This window comes from Agromyces cavernae (assembly GCF_021044935.1).
GTDB lineage: Bacteria > Actinomycetota > Actinomycetes > Actinomycetales > Microbacteriaceae > Agromyces > Agromyces cavernae.
Genome location: NZ_JAJNMP010000002.1, coordinates 1,058,689 through 1,075,816, shown reverse-complemented (window position 1 = coordinate 1,075,816; position 17,128 = coordinate 1,058,689). Strand labels below are relative to the sequence as shown.

Here is a 17,128-nt window from a genome sequence, read left to right as displayed (position 1 = left end):
TCGGCGGGCGAAAGCGGCGGGACCGGTGAGCGGCGGGCCGAACCTCAGTCGAACCCGAGGCTCAGCTTGCGCAGCAGGTCGGCGAGGCGTTTCTGCTCGGCCGCCGGCAGGCTGCGCAGCAGCACCGCCTCCGCATCGACGAGTCGCGTGATCGCGGCGTCGACGCGCGTGACCCCCGCCGGGCTCATCTCGACGAGGATGCCGCGCCCGTCGTTCGGGTCGGTCTGTCGCGTGACGAGTCCGCGCTCGACGAGCCGGTCGATGCGGTTCGTCATGGTGCCGCTCGACACGAGCGTCTGCTGCAACAGCTGCTTGGGGGAGAGCCGGAAGGGCGCACCCGCGCGCCGCAGGGCCGAGAGCACGTCGAACTCCGATGCCTCGAGCTCCGACCGGGCGAACGCATCGCGCCTCGCGCGATCGAGGTGCTTCGCGAGCCGGGCGACGCGCGAGAGCACCTGCAGGGGGGCGAAGTCGAGGTCGGGGCGCTCGCGCATCCAGTCGTCGACTATGCGGTCGACCTCGTCGGCATCGGTCATCCCGCCATTATCGCCGCCCGCACTCCGGGTCGGGTGCACCGGCGGCGGCGGGTGGGCACGCGGGCGAGGCGCGCAGCCCGAACCCGCCGAGTTCAGCTCGCCCTCGGCAGCCCCGCACCCGTCTCGAGCAGCGTCTTCATCGAGCTCAGCACGTACATCCAGCCGGGTCCGCTGACGTCGGCCGCGGTCTTGGGCGATGCCTCGAGCCGATCGTGGGTGAGCGTCACGAGGCACATGCCGTCGCCGCGCGGCTCGATCTCCCAGGTGACCCGGCTTGCCGGCTCGCCGGCGGCGTCGGGGTTGTACGCTGAGCGCCATTCGTGCACCAGACGACGCGGCGGGTCGAACTCCAGTACAGCGTCTGTGCCCATGTCCTGGTCCTGCCAAACCGTGGTGCGCACCTCGGGCGTGACCTCGATCGCCGTGCCGTAGAAGTACTGCGCGGTGCGCTCGGGGCTCGTGACCGCCTGCCAGATGTCTTCCGCCGTCGCGCGGATGAACACGTGATAGACCTGCGTCGAGTTGCTCATGTCTCCTGCTCCAGTTCTCGCTTGAGATCGGCGAGGTACGCGGCCGGCCCGGCCCGGTACTTGTCGATCCACCGGTCGTGGATGAGCCGGATCGGCACGACGTTCAGGTGGTGCAGCTTCTCGCGACCCGAGCGCCGAGTGACCACGAGCCCGGCATCCTCGAGCACGCGCAGGTGCTTCATCACGCCGAACCTCGTCATCTCGGCGAGTGCCTCGAGGTCGGTCAGACGCGCCCCGTCGTGCTCGAAGAGGTGGTCGAGCAGTCGCCGCCGCGTGGGGTCGGCGAGGGCCTTGAACACCGCGTCGTCATCATCCATCGCTCCCCAGAATACGTGACTAATCGGTCACCTATCAAGGGGAATCGCGACGAACTCGTCGAATCGGATGTCTCGCCCGCGTCTGGCAGACTGGAGGGCGCTCGATCCACCCGAACGGTGCGAGCGGTCCGCCATGGTGTAACGGCAGCACGACAGCCTTTGGAGCTGTGAGGACCAGGTTCGAATCCTGGTGGCGGAGCATGGACAACAACCTCGCCATCATCGTGCTCGCTGCCGGGCAGGGCACCCGCATGAAGTCCGCGACGCCCAAGCTGCTGCATCCCCTCGCCGGCGCGCCCATCGTGGCGCACGTGCTCGCCACGGCGCGAACGCTCGAGGCCGCCCACGTCGTCGCGGTCGTGCGGCACGAGCGCGACCTCGTCGCCGCGGCGGTCGAGGCCGAGCTTCCGGGCACCGTCATCGTCGACCAGGACGAGATCCCCGGCACGGGTCGCGCCGTCGAGCAGGCCGTCGATGCCCTCCCCGCCGACTTCGACGGCGAAGTGCTCGTGCTGAACGGCGACGTTCCCCTGCTGAACGCCGACACCCTCGCCGCCTTCCTCGGGCAGCACCGCGCCGATGCCGCCGAGGCGTCGGTGCTCTCGGCGATCTACGACGACCCCACGGGCTACGGTCGCGTCGTACGCGACATCACCGGCCGGTTCGACCGCATCGTCGAGCAGAAGGACGCGAGCGACGACGAGCGGCGCATCGCCGAGATCAACGCCGGCATCTACGCCTTCGGAGCCGCCGCGCTGCGCGACCAGCTCGCGAACCTCACGACCGACAACGCCCAGGGCGAGAAGTACCTCACCGACGTCATCGGGCTGCTGCGCGCCGCCGGGTCAGAGGTCGAGGCCGTCCCCGTCTCCGAGCCGTGGCTCGTCGCGGGCATCAACGACCGCGCCCAGCTCTCCGAGACCGCCGCGCGACTCAACGCGCTCATCGTGCGCGGCTGGCAGTTGGCCGGCGTGACGATCGAAGACCCCACGACCACCTGGATCGACCTCACCGTTCGCATCGAGCCCGACGTCACGATCCGTCCCGGAACGCAGCTGAAGGGCGCCACGGTCGTCGAGACCGGCGCGATCGTCGGCCCCGACACGACACTGGTCGACTGCGAGATCGGCCGGAACGCCGAGGTGAGGCGAACCGACGGCACCCTGGCGGTCGTCGGTGCCGGGGCATCCGTCGGCCCGTTCTCCTACCTGCGGCCGGGCACCGTGCTCGGCGCCGACGGCAAGATCGGCGCGTTCGTCGAGACGAAGAACGCGAAGATCGGCCACGGCAGCAAGGTGCCGCACCTCTCGTACGTCGGCGACGCCACCATCGGCGAGCAGTCGAACATCGGCGCCGGATCGATCTTCGCCAACTACGACGGCGTGAAGAAGCACCACTCCGAGATCGGTTCGCACGTGCGCACCGGTTCGCACGGCGTCTTCGTCGCGCCCGTTAGGATTGGCGACGGGGTCTACACGGGCGCCGGCACCGTCATCCGAAAGGATGTCCCGGCGGGCGCACTCGCCGTGAACGTGGCCCCGCAACGCAACATCGAGGGGTGGGTCCAGACGCACCGGCCCGGCACCGCGGCCGCTCAGGCGGCCGAGGCCGCCGACGAGGCATCCGGCCCGGCATCGCACGACGCAGCCGCCGACTGACGCACCGGCCCGTACCGGTGGAGAGGACAGACCACATGTCGGGAATCGAGACCACCGGATCGAAGCGACTCGTGCTGGTATCCGGCCGGGCGCACCCCGCGCTCGCCGCCGAGATCGCCGAGGAGCTCGGATCAGAGCTCGTCCCGACCGATGCGCGCACCTTCGCCAACGGTGAGATCTACGCGCGCTACGACGAGAGCGTTCGCGGCTCCGACGCCTTCGTCATCCAGTCGCACACCTCGCCGATCAACGAGTGGCTCATGGAGCAGCTCATCATGATCGACGCGCTGAAGCGCGCCTCGGCCAAGCGCATCACCGTGGTCGCGCCCTTCTACCCCTACGCGAGGCAAGACAAGAAGGGCCGCGGCCGCGAGCCCATCTCGGCCCGCCTCGTCGCCGACCTGTTCAAGGCGGCGGGCGCCGACCGCATCATGTCGATCGACCTGCACGCCGCCCAGATCCAGGGCTTCTTCGACGGCCCGGTCGATCACCTCTTCGCGATGCCGGTGCTGCTCGAGGAGTTCAAGAACTCGCTCGACCCCTCGACCCTCACGGTCGTCTCGCCCGACATGGGCCGCGTGCGGGTGGCCGACATCTGGAGTGACAAGCTCGGCGTGCCGCTCGCCATCATCCACAAGCGCCGCGACCCGCTCGTGCCGAACCAAGTGTCGGTGCACGAGATCGTCGGCACCGTCGAGGGCCGGGTCTGCCTGCTCGTCGACGACCTCATCGACACGGGACGCACCATCGTCAAGGCCGCCGAGGCGCTGAAGGCCAATGGGGCGGTCGGCGTCGTCGTCGCCGCCACGCACGCGGTGTTCTCGAACCCCGCCACCCAGATCCTGCAGTCCGACTTCATCGACCGCGTCGTCGTCACCGACACGCTGCCGATCCCCGACGAGAAGCGCTGGGACCGGCTCACGGTGCTGCCGATCGCGCCGTTGCTCGCACGCGCCATCCACGAGGTGTTCGAAGACGGCTCGGTGACGAGCATGTTCGACGGCGCGGCGTAGGAGCGCACCGCGATGGCGATCACGACCCCCCGGCCTTGGCTCGCAAGCTACGCCGAGGGCGTGCCCGACGACGTCGACGCTCCCGAGGGCTCGTTGTACGACCTCATCCATGCGTCGGTCGAGCAGTACCCCGACAACGTCGCCCTCGAGTTCTTCGAACGCACGACCACCTACGCTGAGCTCGGCGCCGAGATCGAGCGCGTCGCCGAAGGACTGCGCCTGCTCGGCGTGCAGAAGGGTGATCCCGTCGCGCTCGTGCTGCCGAACTGCCCGCAGCACATCGTCGCGTTCTACGCCGTGCTGCGGCTCGGCGCCATCGTGGTCGAGCACAACCCGCTCTACACCCCGCGAGAGCTGCGCCACCAGTTCGAAGACCACGGCGCCCGGGTCGTCATCGCGTGGGACAAGGTCGTCGAGACGATCCAGGCGTTCCCGGCCGATGTCGCGGTGCCGCACGTCATCTCGGTCGATGTCACCCGTGCGATGCCGTTCATGATGCGCGCGATGCTGCGGCTGCCCGTGGCGAAGGCGCGCGAGTCGCGCTCAGCGCTCACCACGAAGGTGCGCGGCACGCTGCCCTGGCACGAGCTCGCGGCATCCGCACCCATCGACCCGCACATCATCGCGCCGACCGTCGACGACGTCGCGCTCATCCAGTACACGAGCGGCACGACCGGCAGCCCCAAGGGCGCCACGCTCACACACGCGAACCTGCTCGTGAACGCAGCCCAGGCGCGCGCTTGGGTGCCCGACGTGCCGCGCGGCACCGCAGTCGTCTACGCGGTGCTGCCGATGTTCCACGCCTACGGGCTCACGCTGTGCCTCACGTTCGCGATGAGCATGGGAGCGCGGCTCGTGCTGTTCCCGAAGTTCGACCCCGACCTCGTGCTCAAGGTCGTGAAGAAGCATCCGGCGACGTTCCTGCCGGCCGTACCGCCGATCTACGACCGGCTCACGAAGGCGGCCGCAGCCGAGGGCGTGTCGCTCGACGGCATCCAGATCGCGATCTCGGGGGCGATGCCGCTCTCGGCCGACGTCGTCGAGCCGTGGGAGGCCGCGAGCGGCGGATACCTCGTCGAGGGCTACGGGCTCTCCGAGTGCTCGCCCGTGCTCATGGCGAACCCGGTCGCCCCGAGTCGCAAGGCCGGCACGGTCGGCCTGCCGCTGCCCTCGACCGAGGCGCGCGTCGTCGATCCCGACGACCCGATGGCCGACGTCGCACCCGGCACCGAGGGCGAGCTCGTCGTGCGCGGCCCGCAGGTGTTCTCGGGGTACTGGAAGAAGCCTGAAGAGACCGAGGCCGTGTTCGTCGCCGACCCCGACGGCGGCGCTGCGTGGTTCCGCACGGGCGACATCGTCTCGATCGACGCCGAGGGCTTCGTACGCATCGTCGACCGCATCAAGGAGCTCATCATCACGGGCGGGTTCAACGTCGCCCCGAGCGAGGTGGAAGAGGCGCTCCGCGCGCACCCCGACGTCGAAGACGCCGCGGTCGTCGGGCTGCCCGACGAGCACTCGGGCGAGCAGGTCGTCGCCGTCGTCGTGCTGCGAGACGGGGCGACGTTCGACGAGGAGGCGATCCGCGGGTTCGCGCGCGACAGCCTCACCGCGTACAAGGTTCCCAAGCGCGTGGTGCAGGCCGACGACCTGCCGCGTTCGCTCATCGGCAAGGTGCTGCGCCGCGAGGTGCGCAACGGCCTGCTGAACGGGTGAGCATGGGATTCCTCTCGGTCGATGCGGCGCGGGCGCTCGCCGAACTCGTGGTGCTCGACGCGCTGCACGGCGCCGATGTGCCCGGGGCGGCCGACACGACGCCGCTCGACCGGCTCCGGGGCATCCGCTCGCTGATCGCCGCCCTCGAAGCCGACCCGGCGTTGCTCGCGACCGTTCGCGAAGCCGTCGACGCCGGCGCGAGCTGGGACGACGTCGCCGAAGCGGCGGGACTCAGTCCGTCGGCCGCGAAGTACCGGTGGTCGGGCGACGACGAGGCCATCGCGGCGCGGCAGGAGGCCAGTCGCAAGCGCAAGCGCGATCGTCCGTCGAGCGTGCCCACCGACCTGCCCGGCCTGTCGGTCGCAGAGGCGGCGCGGCGGCTCGGTGTCACGCCGCAGGCGATCTACCAGCGCGTCAACCGGGGCCTGCTCGAGGCGCGAACCGTCGAGCTGCCCGATGGGCGCACGTACAAGCGGGTGTTCCTGCCCGAGGCGTGACGGCGCCCGGCGACCGATACCCAGGACTGTGGATGACCCGGAGCGGCGGATGGCTCGGGCTGCGGATGACCCGGGCTCAGGTTCCGCGTTCCGCTGGCGAGATCGGGCGCGGGGCGGCCGGCAGGACGCCGAGATTCGCAAGCGGTGTCGCGACGCCGCTCGCCGACACCGCCGAGCACTCCCAGCCGGGACCGCCGTCGCCGAAGAGCTCGAATGAGACCCGGAACCCGGCGGCGTCGGTATCGAACCGGTCGACGTAGACCGCACAGGCGCGATCGGCCGCCGACCGGGCGACGCCGTAGGCCGAGAGCATGAGCGGCAGCACGAGCGCACCGAGCGCGATGAGGACCGCGATGCGCAGCACCCGACGTCGCCGCTCACCGTAGACCGGTCGGTCGTCGTGCGGTTCGTCGTCGAGGCCGCGCTGCAGTTCGCTCATCGCGGACTCTGGTGCCGTCGTCGCCTCAGTGCGAGGACGGCGTCGTCTCGATCTCGGAACGGTCGCCCGACCACAGCGTGTGGAACACGCCGGGCTTGTCGACGCGCTTGTAGGTGTGCGCACCGAAGAAGTCGCGCTGGCCCTGCACGAGCGCGGCGGGCAGGCGCGGCGCGCGCAGGCCGTCGTAGTACGCGAGCGAGGAGGAGAACGCGGGGGTCGGGATGCCGGCCTGCGCGGAGATCGCGACGACGCGGCGCCACGACTCCTGCGCGCCGGCGACGGCGTCGCGGAAGTACGGGGCGACGACGAGCGCGACGAGCGCGGGGTCGTCGGCGTACGCCTCGGCGATGCGGTTCAGGAAGCGTGCGCGGATGATGCAGCCGGCCCGCCAGATCTTGGCGATGTCGCCCTTCTTGACGTCCCAGCCGAACTGCTCGGCGCCCGCGATGATCTCGTCGAAGCCCTGCGAGTAGGCGATGATCTTCGACGCGTACAGCGCGCGCCGCACGTCTTCGACGAAGGCATCGACATCGGCGTCGGCGACCGTCCACTCGCCCGAGGGGCCGGGAAGGTCGGCGGATGCCTCACGCTGCGCGCGCTTCGAGGAGAGGCTGCGGGCGAACACGGCCTCGGCGATGCCCGAGGTCGGCACGCCGAGGTCGAGTGCGTTCTGCACGGTCCAGGCGCCGGTGCCCTTGGCGCCCGCCTCGTCGAGGATGACGTCGACGAGGGGCTGACCGGTCGATGCGTCCATCTGGCGCAGCACCTCGGCGGTGATCTCGATGAGGTAGCTCTCGAGCTCACCGGTGTTCCACTCGGCGAAGATGTCGGCGATCTCGGCGGGGCTCTTGCCGGTGCCCTGGCGGATGAGGTCGTAGGCCTCGGCGATGAGTTGCATGTCGGCGTACTCGATGCCGTTGTGCACCATCTTCACGAAGTGGCCGGCGCCGTCGGTGCCGACGTGGGTGACGCACGGCTCGCCCTCGGCGACCGCGGCGATCGAGGCGAGGATCGGGCCGAGGGTCTCGTAGGACTCGGCCGAGCCGCCCGGCATGATCGAGGGTCCGTTGAGTGCGCCTTCTTCGCCGCCCGAGATGCCGGTGCCGACGAAGTGGATGCCCGTGGGGCTGATCTCGGCCTCGCGGCGGATCGTGTCGTGGAAGTTCGCGTTGCCGCCGTCGACGATGATGTCGCCCGGCTCGAAGCGGGAGGCGAGCTCGGAGATGACCGCGTCGGTGCCCTTGCCGGCCTGCACCATGATGATCGCCGTGCGGGGCTTGGCGAGGGAGGCGACGAAGTCGTCGTAGCTCTCGGAGGCGACGAAGCCGGCTTCGGGGTGCTCGGAGACGAGCGTGCGCGTGCGCTCGGGGGAGCGGTTGAACACGGCGACGGTGTTGCCTTCGCGGCTGGCGAGGTTGCGCGCGAGGTTGGACCCCATGACCGCGAGGCCGACGACGCCGATGTTTGCAGATGCTGTTGCGGGCACGAACACTCTCCTCGTGAATTCTGGGATCGACACCAGCGTACTGTGAGCGAGGCTCACCGTTGCGCGTCGTTGCAGTGAGGCCGTCGAGCGGCCGCGATCTCGGGCCACGCGGGCGGGGGTCACGCCCGCGACGTGAGATCGCTCTCGGCCCTGTGTTCACAGGGCACCCCGTCGTGACAACCGGTTGTCGCCTGTCAGTTCAAGCCGAATGCGTCATGAACTGCAATTGTGGCAATCGGTTGCTGATGGCTTCGATCTTTGCCTACCATGTGCACGAACCTCACGAGCGAACCACCCGGGGTTCCCGACGAAGTGACACCTGAGAAGTGGAGTGCATCATCGTGACGTCAACTCAACCGGTGGCCTGGGACCTTTCGGGCTTCGGCGACGAGATCGACCCCGATCCTCGCCTGCAGATCGCCGTGCTCAAGGCGCTCGGCGCTCGCCACATCGAAGTCCGCAGCGCGTGGGGCGTGAACGTCGTCGACCTCGACGACGAGCAGGTCGCTTCGCTCGGCTCACTCCTTCGCGAACATGAGATGCCGGCGTCGGCCGTCGCGTCGCCCATCGGCAAGGTCGACGTGTCGCTCGATGCCGACCTCGAAGTCGCACGCCTTCGTCGCGTCATCCGCGTCGCCGACGCACTCGGCACCCCGAACATCCGCATCTTCTCGTTCTTCCGCGGCGAGGGCGTCACGGTCGAGAGCATCCGCGACGACGTGCTTCTCCGCATGCGCCTGCTCGCCGACGAAGCCGAGCGCGCCGGGGTGACGCTGCTGCACGAGAACGAGAAGGACATCTACGGCGATACCCCCGACCGGGTGCTCGACCTCGTCGAGTCGGTCGGCTCGTCGGCCCTGCGCCTCGCATGGGACAGCGCGAACTTCGTGCAGGTGGGCATCGCCAACCCGCACGACGACGGTTACGCCATGTTGCGGCCGCACCTCGACTACCTGCAGGTCAAGGACGCGGTCGCCGCGACCGGTGAGGTCGTCCCCGCCGGACACGGCGACGGCCAGGTGCTCGCCACGCTCACCGCATTGCGCGACGACGGCTACACCGGCTTCGCCTCCCTCGAGCCGCACCTCGCGGCCGCGCACGAACTCGGAGGGTTCTCGGGCCCGGCCGCATTCGGCGACGCGGCCCGCGCCTTCGCGGGCCTCATCTCGCAGATCGGCGTCACGACCAAGTGACCACCGGATCGACCGGAACGCCGCAACACCGGCTTCGCTGAAGACGTCGTGCGACAACTTCGTGGCACGCGGATACTGCGGGTTGGTCGCACGCTACCGTGGTGGTGGGCGGCCGCGTACGCCGAGGAGGTGAGCCGAGATGAGTGACCAGCAATCCGAGGGGATGCCCCGCCAATCGAAGCGCTCCCGTGGCGGCTCGGCGCCCACGATCTACGACATCGCGAAGCTCGCGGGGGTGAATCCGTCGACGGTGTCGCGGGCCCTCAGCCAACCCGGCCGCATCAACGTCAAGACGGAGGAGCGCATCCAGGCGGCGGCGAAGGAGCTCAACTACCGGGTGAACCCGATCGCCAGGGCACTCCCGACCGGCCGCACCAACACGCTGGGTCTCATCGTCGCCGACATCACCAACCCGGTGATCTTCGGCATCGTCCGCGGGGCCGAGCGTGCCGCGGCCGACGCCGGCTACACCCTCGTAGTGGCCGAGTCGCAGGAGTCGGGTGAGCGTGAAGCCACCGCGATCGAACGGGTGATGCCATCGGTCGACGGTCTCGTGCTCGCCACGAGCCGTCTCGCCGACGCGCAGATCAAGCAGATCGCCGCACGCAAGCCGGTGGTGGTGATCAACCGCGCGCTCGAAGGCGTGACCGGGATCCTGCCCGACGTCGAGCGCGGCGTCGGCCAGCTCGTGGCGCATCTCGCCGAACTCGGGCATCGCTCGATCGCATTCGTGTCGGGTCCCGAGACCTCATGGGTGAGCCGCCGACGCTGGGAGGCGCTGCTCGCCGCGGCACCGGAACGCGGCATGACGATCGTCGAGATCGGGCCCGGTGTTCCGACGCTCGACGGCGGAACCGCCGCGATCTCGCGGGTCATCGCCTCGGGCGTGACCGCGGTCGTGGCGTTCAACGACCTCATGGCGATCGGGCTGCTCCGGGTCGCGCTCGAGCGCGGCATCGCCGTGCCGTCGCAGCTCAGCATCGCCGGCTTCGACGACATCTTCGGGAGCGACTTCACCTCGCCGGCGCTCACGACCGTGCGCACACCGCTCACCGAGGCGGGGGAGCGCGCCGTGCGACACCTGCTCAGCCGGGTCTCGCCGCAGCCCGACGGTCGTCGGGTGAATGTGGAGTCGCTCCTGCCGACCGAGCTCGTCGTGCGCGGTTCCACCGGGCATCCGCTGGCCGACGCCGGCGCCTGACGCCGGCTTGCCGGCGCGCTGGCGCGGGCGTCCCGTCGCGGTGGCGCGGGCTTCCCGTCGCGCAGTCGACCCGGCATCCCGTTCGCCCAGTCGACCCGGCATCCGACGCCCACGGCATCATTTGGCAACCGGTTGACATGTTTCGGATGCCAGACCATCATGGGGGTTGTGTCAACGAAGCTGCATCTCGATCCCGACCGGCTGTTCCCGACCGATCCGGCCACCCGCGACATCGCGAGGGGCCTGTACGAATCGGTGGCGCACTTGCCGATCATCTCCCCGCACGGCCACGTCGCCCCGTCGCTGCTCCTCGATGACGAGCCGTTCTCCGACCCGGCCGACCTGTTCATCACGTACGACCACTACGTCACGCGCCTGCTGCACGCGGCCGGCGTCGATCTCGCAACGCTCGGCGTGGGCCGCAGCGGGCCCGCCGACCCACGCGAGACCTGGCGCATGTTCGCGAGCCATTGGCACCTCTACGCCGGCACCGCCTCGGGCTATTGGCTGACTCACGAGCTCTCGACGCTCTTCGAGATCGAGGTCGAGCCCTCGGCCGAGACGGCGGACGACGTCTACGAACGGATCACCGCCCGCCTCGGCGAACCCGCGTACCGCCCGCGCGCCCTGTTCGAGCGCTTCGGCATCGAGGTGCTCGCCACGACCGACGACCCGCTGGACGACCTTGCGGCGCACTCGGCGCTCGCCGCCGACCCGTCGTTCGCGGGCCGCGTGCTCCCCACGTTCCGGCCCGACGCCTACCTCGACCCGACCGCGCCCGGCTTCACCGAGCGCATCGAGCGGCTCACCGAGACGAACGGCACCGCACCCGACGACTTCGGCGGCTACCTGGCGGCCCTCGAGTCGCGTCGGGCGTACTTCATCGCGCACGGCGCCGTCTCCGCCGACCACGGGGTGGGCGAGCCGTACACCGTCGACCTGACCGACGACGAGGCATCCGCGCTCTTCCGGCGTGCCGTCGCCGGTGATCTCGACGCTGCGGGTGCCCGCGAGTTCAGCGGCAACATGCTGCTGCGCATGGCGGGCATGAGCGCGCGCGACGGACTCGTCATGACCGTGCATCCGGGTGTGTTCCGCAATCACTCGAGCTCGACGTTCGAGCGGCTCGGGCCCGACACCGGCCACGACATCCCGGTGACGACGACCTATACCGCGAACGTGCGCCCCCTGCTCGAGAAGCACGGGCTCGAGCCCGGCCTGCACCTCGTGCTGTTCGGCATCGACGAGACCATCTACTCGCGCGAGGTCGCGCCGCTCGCGGGGTTCTACCCGAGCGTGTTCATCGGGGCGCCGTGGTGGTTCCTCGACGCACCCGACGCGATCCTGCGCTTCCGTGCGGCCGTCACCGAGACGGCAGGGTTCTATCGCGGCTCGGGCTTCATCGACGACACCCGCGCCTTCCTCTCGATCCCGGCGCGTCACGACATGGCCCGCCGCCTCGACTCGGCGTTCCTCGCACGCCTCGTGCGCGAGGGCCGCGTCTCGCTCGGCGCGGCCGAGCGCATCGCCCTCGACCTGGTCGACGCGATTCCCCGGAAGGTGTTCAAGCTGTGAGCGACACGTCCACGACCGAACCGGCGGCAGGCGCGTCCGCCGCTGCCGACGGCCTCGACCTGAACCGTCGCAACCTCGCCGCACGCACCGGGAACGCGTCCGAGCCGGCGCCCGTGCGCATCGCGCACCTCGGGCTCGGCGCCTTCCACCGTGCACACCAGGCGTGGTACACCGACGTGGCCGACGAGGCCAACGAGTGGGGCATCGCGGCCTTCACGGGCCGAAGCCCGCAGGCCGCCGAGGAGATCGCCGCGCAGGACGGGCTCTACGCGCTGCTCGAGCGTTCGGTCGACGGCGATTCGGTCACGGTGGTCGACAGCATCTCCGAGGCGGTCGACGGAGCCCGCGTCGACCGGCTCGTCGAGCACGTGTCGGCGCCGGCGACCGCCCTCGTGACACTGACGGTCACCGAGGCCGGATACGCGCTCGACGCCGACGGGCGACCCGACCTCGCGAACCCGGCGGTCGACGCCGATGTCGCGTGGTTGCGTCGCAACCTCGGCGCCGTGACGTTCGACCTCGCCGATGCGCCCCGCACCGCGCTCGCCCGCCTGCTCACCGGCGTCGAGGCGCGTCGTCGGGCGGGCGCCGGAGCGCTTGCGATCGTCTCGTGCGACAACCTCCCCGAGAACGGCGAGCTCACGAGGTCGAGCCTGTTCGAGCTCGCCGAACTCGCCGCGGCGACGGCCGCCCGCGAGCACCTCGCCGAGCACGTGACGTTCGTGTCGACCTCGATCGACCGCATCACGCCGAAGACGACGCCGGCGGATGTCGCTGCAGTGACCGCGGCCACGGGCTGGCGCGATCGCTCGCCGGTCGTCACCGAGCCCTTCCACGACTGGGTGCTGAGCGGCGAGTTCCGCGCCGGGCGCCCCGCCTGGGAGAAGGCCGGGGCTCGGTTCGTCGACGACATCGACCCGTTCGAGCGTCGCAAGCTGTGGCTGCTCAACGGTTCGCACACGCTGCTCGCGTACGCGGGTGCGGCCCGCGGGCACCGCACCGTCGCCGAAGCCGTCGGCGACGCCGAGGTGCGCTCTTGGGTCGAGCAGTTCTGGGACGAGGCGGTGCGGAACCTGCCGTCCGAGGGCCTCGACCTCGACGACTACCGTGCCGCGTTGCTCGATCGGTTCGACAATGCCCGCATTCAACACCTGCTCCGCCAGATCGGCCAGGACGGAACGACGAAGCTTCGCGTCCGCGTCGCTCCGGTGCTGCGCGCCGAGCGTGCGGCCGGCCGCGGAGGCGAGGCATCGGTGCTCGTGCTCGGCGCATGGGTGGCCGCGGCCCGAGACGGACGACTCCCGGCCGACCGCGCCGGCGATGCGCTCGCTCGAGCCGCGTCGGAGTCGGGGGAGCGCGCCGTGGTCGAGCTGCTGCGGCTCGTCGATCCCGAGCTGCTCGACGACGCGACCGTCGTCGCGGCTGTGGGGCGCGCCGCCGACGCATTCGCAGAGGTCTGACGCCGTCCAGAGATCCTGGCCTGAGGCGCTTCCCGCCCACTTTTGGCAATCGGTTGCCAAATCGGCCGGAACATGGTTCACTGGTGTCATACCCGGTCCCCGGAGCATCCGTCGATCGACAGTGCAGAGCGCAGTGAGGCGACATTTTCGCAACGGCGCGACAGAAAGGCCATCATGCTGAAGCCGCAGACCAGCCCGACTCGTGAGCTCGTCAACCTCGACGGACTCTGGAAATTCGCCGTCGACCCCGGCACGCCGCACACGCTGTGGCAGGCTCCGCTCGACACCACGCTCGAGGCCGCCGTTCCCGCGAGCTACAACGACCTCTTCGCCGACGCGGCGATCCGCGACCACGTCGGCTGGGTCTGGTACCAGCGCACGGTGCGCGTGCCGCGCGGCTGGGCGGGCGAGCGCGTGTTCGTGCGCCTCGATGCGGCGACCCACGAGGGCGTCGTCTACGTGGACGACATCAAGGTCGCCGAGCACGTGGGCGGCTACACCCCGTTCGAGGCCGACATCACCGAGCTCGTGGCCGCAGGTGCGGAGTTCCGCCTCACGGTCGGCGTCAACAACGAGCTCACGAACACCACGATCCCGCCGGGCAGCATCACCGTCACCGACGGAGGCGGCCGCAAGCAGGACTACCTGCACGACTTCTACAATTACGCGGGCCTCGCCCGCTCGGTATGGCTCTACAGCGCACCGGTCGTACGAGTGACCGACCTCACGGTCACGACCGACGTCGACGGCGCGACCGGCGTCATCGGCTTCGACATCGAGACCACCGGCGCCGACGCGGTGCGGGTCACCGTGCGAGACGCCCAGGGCGCCGTCGTGGGCTCGGCCGAGGGAATCGCCGGGGTCGTGCGCATCGACGACGTGAAGCTCTGGCAGCCCGGTGCGGCCTACCTCTACGCGCTGACGGCACAGGCCATCGCGGGCGGCGAGGTCGTCGACGAGTACTCGCTGCCGGTCGGCGTGCGAACCGTCGAGGTCCGCGGCATGCAGTTCCTGATCAACGGCGAGCCCTTATACTTCACCGGGTTCGGCAAGCACGAAGACAGCGCCGTCCGCGGCAAGGGCCACGACAACGCCTACCTCGTGCACGACTTCCAGCTCATGGACTGGATCGGGGCGAACTCGTTCCGCACGTCGCACTACCCCTACGCCGAAGAGGTCATGGAGTTCGCCGACCGCCACGGCATCGTCGTCATCGACGAGGTCGGCGCCGTCGGGCTCAACCTCGCGATGGGCGGCGGCATCTTCGGCGGCCAGACGAAGCCGACATTCGCCCCCGAGAGCATCAACGACGGCACGCAGGCCACGCATGCCCAGGCGATCCGCGAACTCGTCGACCGCGACAAGAACCACCCGAGCGTGGTCATGTGGTCGATCACCAACGAGCCGGCGTCGAACGAGCCCGGCGCGCGCGAGTACTTCGAGCCGCTGGTGAACCTCACCCGCGAGCTCGACCCGACGCGCCCGGTGACCTTCGTGAACGTCATGTTCTCGAACCACGAGGCCGACCTCATCGCCGACCTGTTCGACGTCATCTGCCTGAACCGCTACTACGGCTGGTACGTCGACTCGGGCGACCTCGCGGCCGCCGAGCAGAAGCTCGAGGCCGAGCTCCTCGGCTGGCAGCAGAAGTTCGCCCGCCCGCTCATCATGACCGAGTACGGCGCCGACACGGTCGCCGGCTACCACTCGATCTACGACACCCCGTTCACCGAGGAATACCAGACGAACTTCCTCGACATGTACCACCGGGTGCACGACCGCGTCGAGGCGATGATCGGCGAGCAGGTGTGGAACTTCGCCGACTTCCAGACCAAGAACGGGTTCGCCCGCGTCGACGGCAACAAGAAGGGCGTGTTCACCCGCGACCGCAAGCCGAAGGCTGCCGCACACACGCTGCGCGCCCGCTGGACCGGACTGAGGAAGTAGCCGCCGGCCGGCACAGGGTGAGGGAGCCCGAACCATGTCAGAAAGCACCACGATGCGCGAGAACGGCGTCGGCACCGAGAAGAAGCTCGGCAAGCTGAGCGTCGTCGGATACGGCGCAGGCGACGCGGCGAACAACCTCGCCTTCACCACAGCCACGATGTTCCTGCTCATCTACTACACCGACGTCGCGGGGATCTCGGCTGCCGCGGCCGGCACGCTGCTCCTCGTCGTGCGCGTCTTCGACGCATTCGCCGACGTGTTCGCCGGTCGCGTCGTCGACCGCACCTACAGCAAGCGCCTCGGCAAGTTCCGGCCCTTCATCCTCTTCGGGTCGGTGCCGCTGCTCCTGCTCAGCGTCGCGACGTTCTCGGTGCCGCAGATCGGCGAGACGGGCATGCTGCTGTACGCGTACCTCACGTACGCGGCGCTCGGACTGGCGTACAGCCTCGTCAACATCCCCTACGGCTCGCTCGCCGGTGCGATGACCCGCAACTCGAGCGAGCGCGCCAAGCTCGCCAGCGCCCGTACCATCGGCGCCATGGTCGTGGGTGCCGGCCTCGGCATCTTCGTCGCCCCCCTGATCACGCCCGACCGCGACCTGCAGACCCTCTTCACGTCCATGACCCTCGGGTTCGTGGTCGTCGGCACGGCGCTCTACCTCTTCACGTTCTTCACCGCGAAAGAGACGGTGAAGCGCGACGTGGCAAAGGTGTCGATGAAGCAGAGCTTCGCGATCCTGAAGAGCAACACCCCGCTGCTGCTGCTGTGCCTCAGCTCGTTCGTGTTCCTCACGGGCATGCTCGCGCTCAGCACCGTGCAGCTGTACTACCTGCGCGACGTCCTGCACGCGCTGCCGTTGTACGCGGTGCTCTCGATCATCCAGATCGTGCTCACGTTCGGCTTGGCGGCCGTCGTGCCGTCGATCGTGCGCCGGTTCGGCAAGCGCACCGGCTACATCGGCGGCGGCATGACGATGGTGGTCGGTGGACTCATCGTGTTCCTCTCGCCGCCGAGCGCCGTGTGGCTCGCCTTCGCGGGCCTCGTGCTCTGCTACGTCGGCCTCGTCCTCGTCAACATGCTCGTCTGGGCGCTCGAGGCCGACACCGTCGAGTACGGCGAGTGGAAGACCGGCGTGCGCGCCGAGGGCATCATCTACGCCCTCTTCTCGTTCACGCGCAAGACCGGCCAGGCCGTCGGCGGAGCCCTCGCCGCGTATGCCCTCGCGATCGGCGGCTACGTCGCCGGGGCCGAGGCGCAGTCGGTCGAGGCCGAGTGGGGCATCCGCGCCGCTGCGGGCCTGCTGCCGGCCGCGGCCGCCGGGCTCGCCGTCCTCCTCATGTTCTTCTACCCGCTCACCGACACCCGCCACCGGGAGATCGTCGCCGAGATCGAGGAGCGCCGTCGCAGCGGGCCCGTCATCGAGCCGGGCCTGTCGACCGCTGCGTTCGCCGCGGGCCGCCATACGTCCGACCTCGACGGCATCGCGCCCGACGAGACGCCGTCGCCCGACGACCCAGACGCAATCGACACCACCGACACCACCGACACCAAGGAGTCCTGACC

At 69.8% G+C, this 17,128-nt stretch carries 15 protein-coding genes and 1 tRNA gene; 11 read left to right on the top strand and 5 right to left on the bottom strand.

Annotated elements, in window-relative coordinates:
• Nucleotides 1–44 precede the first annotated feature (44 nt).
• The 3 genes from LQ757_RS11020 to LQ757_RS11010 form a co-directional block, all read right to left on the bottom strand.
• Entirely contained in the window at nucleotides 45–536 is a 492-nt protein-coding gene (locus LQ757_RS11020) for a MarR family winged helix-turn-helix transcriptional regulator (protein WP_231047245.1), read from the bottom strand.
• A 92-nt stretch (nucleotides 537–628) separates the two neighbouring features.
• Nucleotides 629–1,066: an SRPBCC family protein gene (locus tag LQ757_RS11015; protein WP_231047244.1), complete on the bottom strand. Its 438-nt coding sequence runs from the start codon at nucleotides 1,064–1,066 to the stop codon at nucleotides 629–631.
• Nucleotides 1,063–1,383, bottom strand: a complete 321-nt coding sequence (locus LQ757_RS11010) for an ArsR/SmtB family transcription factor (RefSeq protein WP_231047243.1) — start codon at nucleotides 1,381–1,383, stop codon at nucleotides 1,063–1,065. Before LQ757_RS11010 ends, LQ757_RS11015 begins: the two co-directional genes overlap by 4 nt.
• 127 nt (nucleotides 1,384–1,510) lie before the next feature.
• On the opposite strand from LQ757_RS11010, the gene LQ757_RS11005 reads away from it, so the two are divergent.
• From LQ757_RS11005 to LQ757_RS10985, 5 genes are all read left to right on the top strand, one after another.
• A tRNA-Gln gene (locus tag LQ757_RS11005) sits at nucleotides 1,511–1,582 on the top strand.
• Between the two features lies 1 nt (nucleotide 1,583).
• Nucleotides 1,584–3,041: a bifunctional UDP-N-acetylglucosamine diphosphorylase/glucosamine-1-phosphate N-acetyltransferase GlmU gene (gene glmU / locus LQ757_RS11000; protein WP_231047242.1), complete on the top strand. Its 1,458-nt coding sequence runs from the start codon at nucleotides 1,584–1,586 to the stop codon at nucleotides 3,039–3,041.
• A 35-nt stretch (nucleotides 3,042–3,076) separates the two neighbouring features.
• Nucleotides 3,077–4,054 (top strand): ribose-phosphate diphosphokinase, encoded by a 978-nt coding sequence (locus tag LQ757_RS10995; protein ID WP_231047241.1) that lies wholly within the window; start codon nucleotides 3,077–3,079, stop codon nucleotides 4,052–4,054.
• A 12-nt stretch (nucleotides 4,055–4,066) separates the two neighbouring features.
• Nucleotides 4,067–5,767: a long-chain-fatty-acid--CoA ligase gene (locus tag LQ757_RS10990; protein WP_231047240.1), complete on the top strand. Its 1,701-nt coding sequence runs from the start codon at nucleotides 4,067–4,069 to the stop codon at nucleotides 5,765–5,767.
• Nucleotides 5,768–5,769: 2 nt separating this feature from the next.
• Complete coding sequence (locus tag LQ757_RS10985; RefSeq protein ID WP_231047239.1) at nucleotides 5,770–6,264, top strand: hypothetical protein; 495 nt, start codon at nucleotides 5,770–5,772, stop codon at nucleotides 6,262–6,264.
• 76 nt (nucleotides 6,265–6,340) lie between these two features.
• Here LQ757_RS10985 and LQ757_RS10980 read toward each other — a convergent pair whose 3' ends face one another.
• On the bottom strand, nucleotides 6,341–6,703 hold the full coding sequence (locus tag LQ757_RS10980; protein WP_231047238.1) for a hypothetical protein: 363 nt from the start codon (nucleotides 6,701–6,703) through the stop codon (nucleotides 6,341–6,343).
• 25 nt (nucleotides 6,704–6,728) lie between these two features.
• A complete protein-coding gene (gene gnd, locus LQ757_RS10975) occupies nucleotides 6,729–8,141 on the bottom strand; it encodes an NADP-dependent phosphogluconate dehydrogenase (protein WP_231047353.1) in 1,413 nt (470 codons plus the stop codon).
• 389 nt (nucleotides 8,142–8,530) lie between these two features.
• Between gnd and LQ757_RS10970 the strand changes: the two genes are divergently transcribed.
• The 6 genes from LQ757_RS10970 (at nucleotide 8,531) to uidB (ending at nucleotide 17,126) form a co-directional block, all read left to right on the top strand.
• Nucleotides 8,531–9,382 (top strand): sugar phosphate isomerase/epimerase family protein, encoded by an 852-nt coding sequence (locus LQ757_RS10970; protein WP_372459648.1) that lies wholly within the window; start codon nucleotides 8,531–8,533, stop codon nucleotides 9,380–9,382.
• 139 nt (nucleotides 9,383–9,521) lie between these two features.
• Entirely contained in the window at nucleotides 9,522–10,583 is a 1,062-nt protein-coding gene (locus LQ757_RS10965; RefSeq protein ID WP_231047236.1) for a LacI family DNA-binding transcriptional regulator, read from the top strand.
• A 168-nt stretch (nucleotides 10,584–10,751) separates the two neighbouring features.
• Nucleotides 10,752–12,158 (top strand): glucuronate isomerase, encoded by a 1,407-nt coding sequence (gene uxaC, locus LQ757_RS10960; RefSeq protein ID WP_231047235.1) that lies wholly within the window; start codon nucleotides 10,752–10,754, stop codon nucleotides 12,156–12,158.
• Nucleotides 12,155–13,618, top strand: coding sequence for a mannitol dehydrogenase family protein (locus LQ757_RS10955; RefSeq protein ID WP_231047234.1), 1,464 nt, complete (start codon nucleotides 12,155–12,157; stop codon nucleotides 13,616–13,618). The genes uxaC and LQ757_RS10955 overlap by 4 nt, the downstream gene beginning before the upstream one ends.
• Nucleotides 13,619–13,792: 174 nt before the next feature.
• Nucleotides 13,793–15,565, top strand: coding sequence for a beta-glucuronidase (gene uidA / locus LQ757_RS10950; protein ID WP_231047233.1), 1,773 nt, complete (start codon nucleotides 13,793–13,795; stop codon nucleotides 15,563–15,565).
• A 34-nt stretch (nucleotides 15,566–15,599) separates the two neighbouring features.
• A complete protein-coding gene (gene uidB, locus LQ757_RS10945) occupies nucleotides 15,600–17,126 on the top strand; it encodes a glucuronide transporter (RefSeq protein WP_231047232.1) in 1,527 nt (508 codons plus the stop codon).
• Nucleotides 17,127–17,128: the final 2 nt, after the last annotated feature.

Coding starts and splice junctions, on each gene's coding strand:
- LQ757_RS10980 (WP_231047238.1), bottom strand. CDS start 6,703: ATGAGCGAACTGCAGCGCGGCCTCGACGACGAACCGCACGACGACCGA.
- LQ757_RS10995 (WP_231047241.1), top strand. CDS start 3,077: ATGTCGGGAATCGAGACCACCGGATCGAAGCGACTCGTGCTGGTATCC.
- LQ757_RS11020 (WP_231047245.1), bottom strand. CDS start 536: ATGACCGATGCCGACGAGGTCGACCGCATAGTCGACGACTGGATGCGC.
- LQ757_RS11015 (WP_231047244.1), bottom strand. CDS start 1,066: ATGAGCAACTCGACGCAGGTCTATCACGTGTTCATCCGCGCGACGGCG.
- gnd (WP_231047353.1), bottom strand. CDS start 8,141: ATGGGGTCCAACCTCGCGCGCAACCTCGCCAGCCGCGAAGGCAACACC.
- uidB (WP_231047232.1), top strand. CDS start 15,600: ATGTCAGAAAGCACCACGATGCGCGAGAACGGCGTCGGCACCGAGAAG.
- LQ757_RS10990 (WP_231047240.1), top strand. CDS start 4,067: ATGGCGATCACGACCCCCCGGCCTTGGCTCGCAAGCTACGCCGAGGGC.
- LQ757_RS11010 (WP_231047243.1), bottom strand. CDS start 1,383: ATGGATGATGACGACGCGGTGTTCAAGGCCCTCGCCGACCCCACGCGG.
- glmU (WP_231047242.1), top strand. CDS start 1,584: ATGGACAACAACCTCGCCATCATCGTGCTCGCTGCCGGGCAGGGCACC.
- LQ757_RS10965 (WP_231047236.1), top strand. CDS start 9,522: ATGAGTGACCAGCAATCCGAGGGGATGCCCCGCCAATCGAAGCGCTCC.
- uidA (WP_231047233.1), top strand. CDS start 13,793: ATGCTGAAGCCGCAGACCAGCCCGACTCGTGAGCTCGTCAACCTCGAC.
- LQ757_RS10985 (WP_231047239.1), top strand. CDS start 5,770: ATGGGATTCCTCTCGGTCGATGCGGCGCGGGCGCTCGCCGAACTCGTG.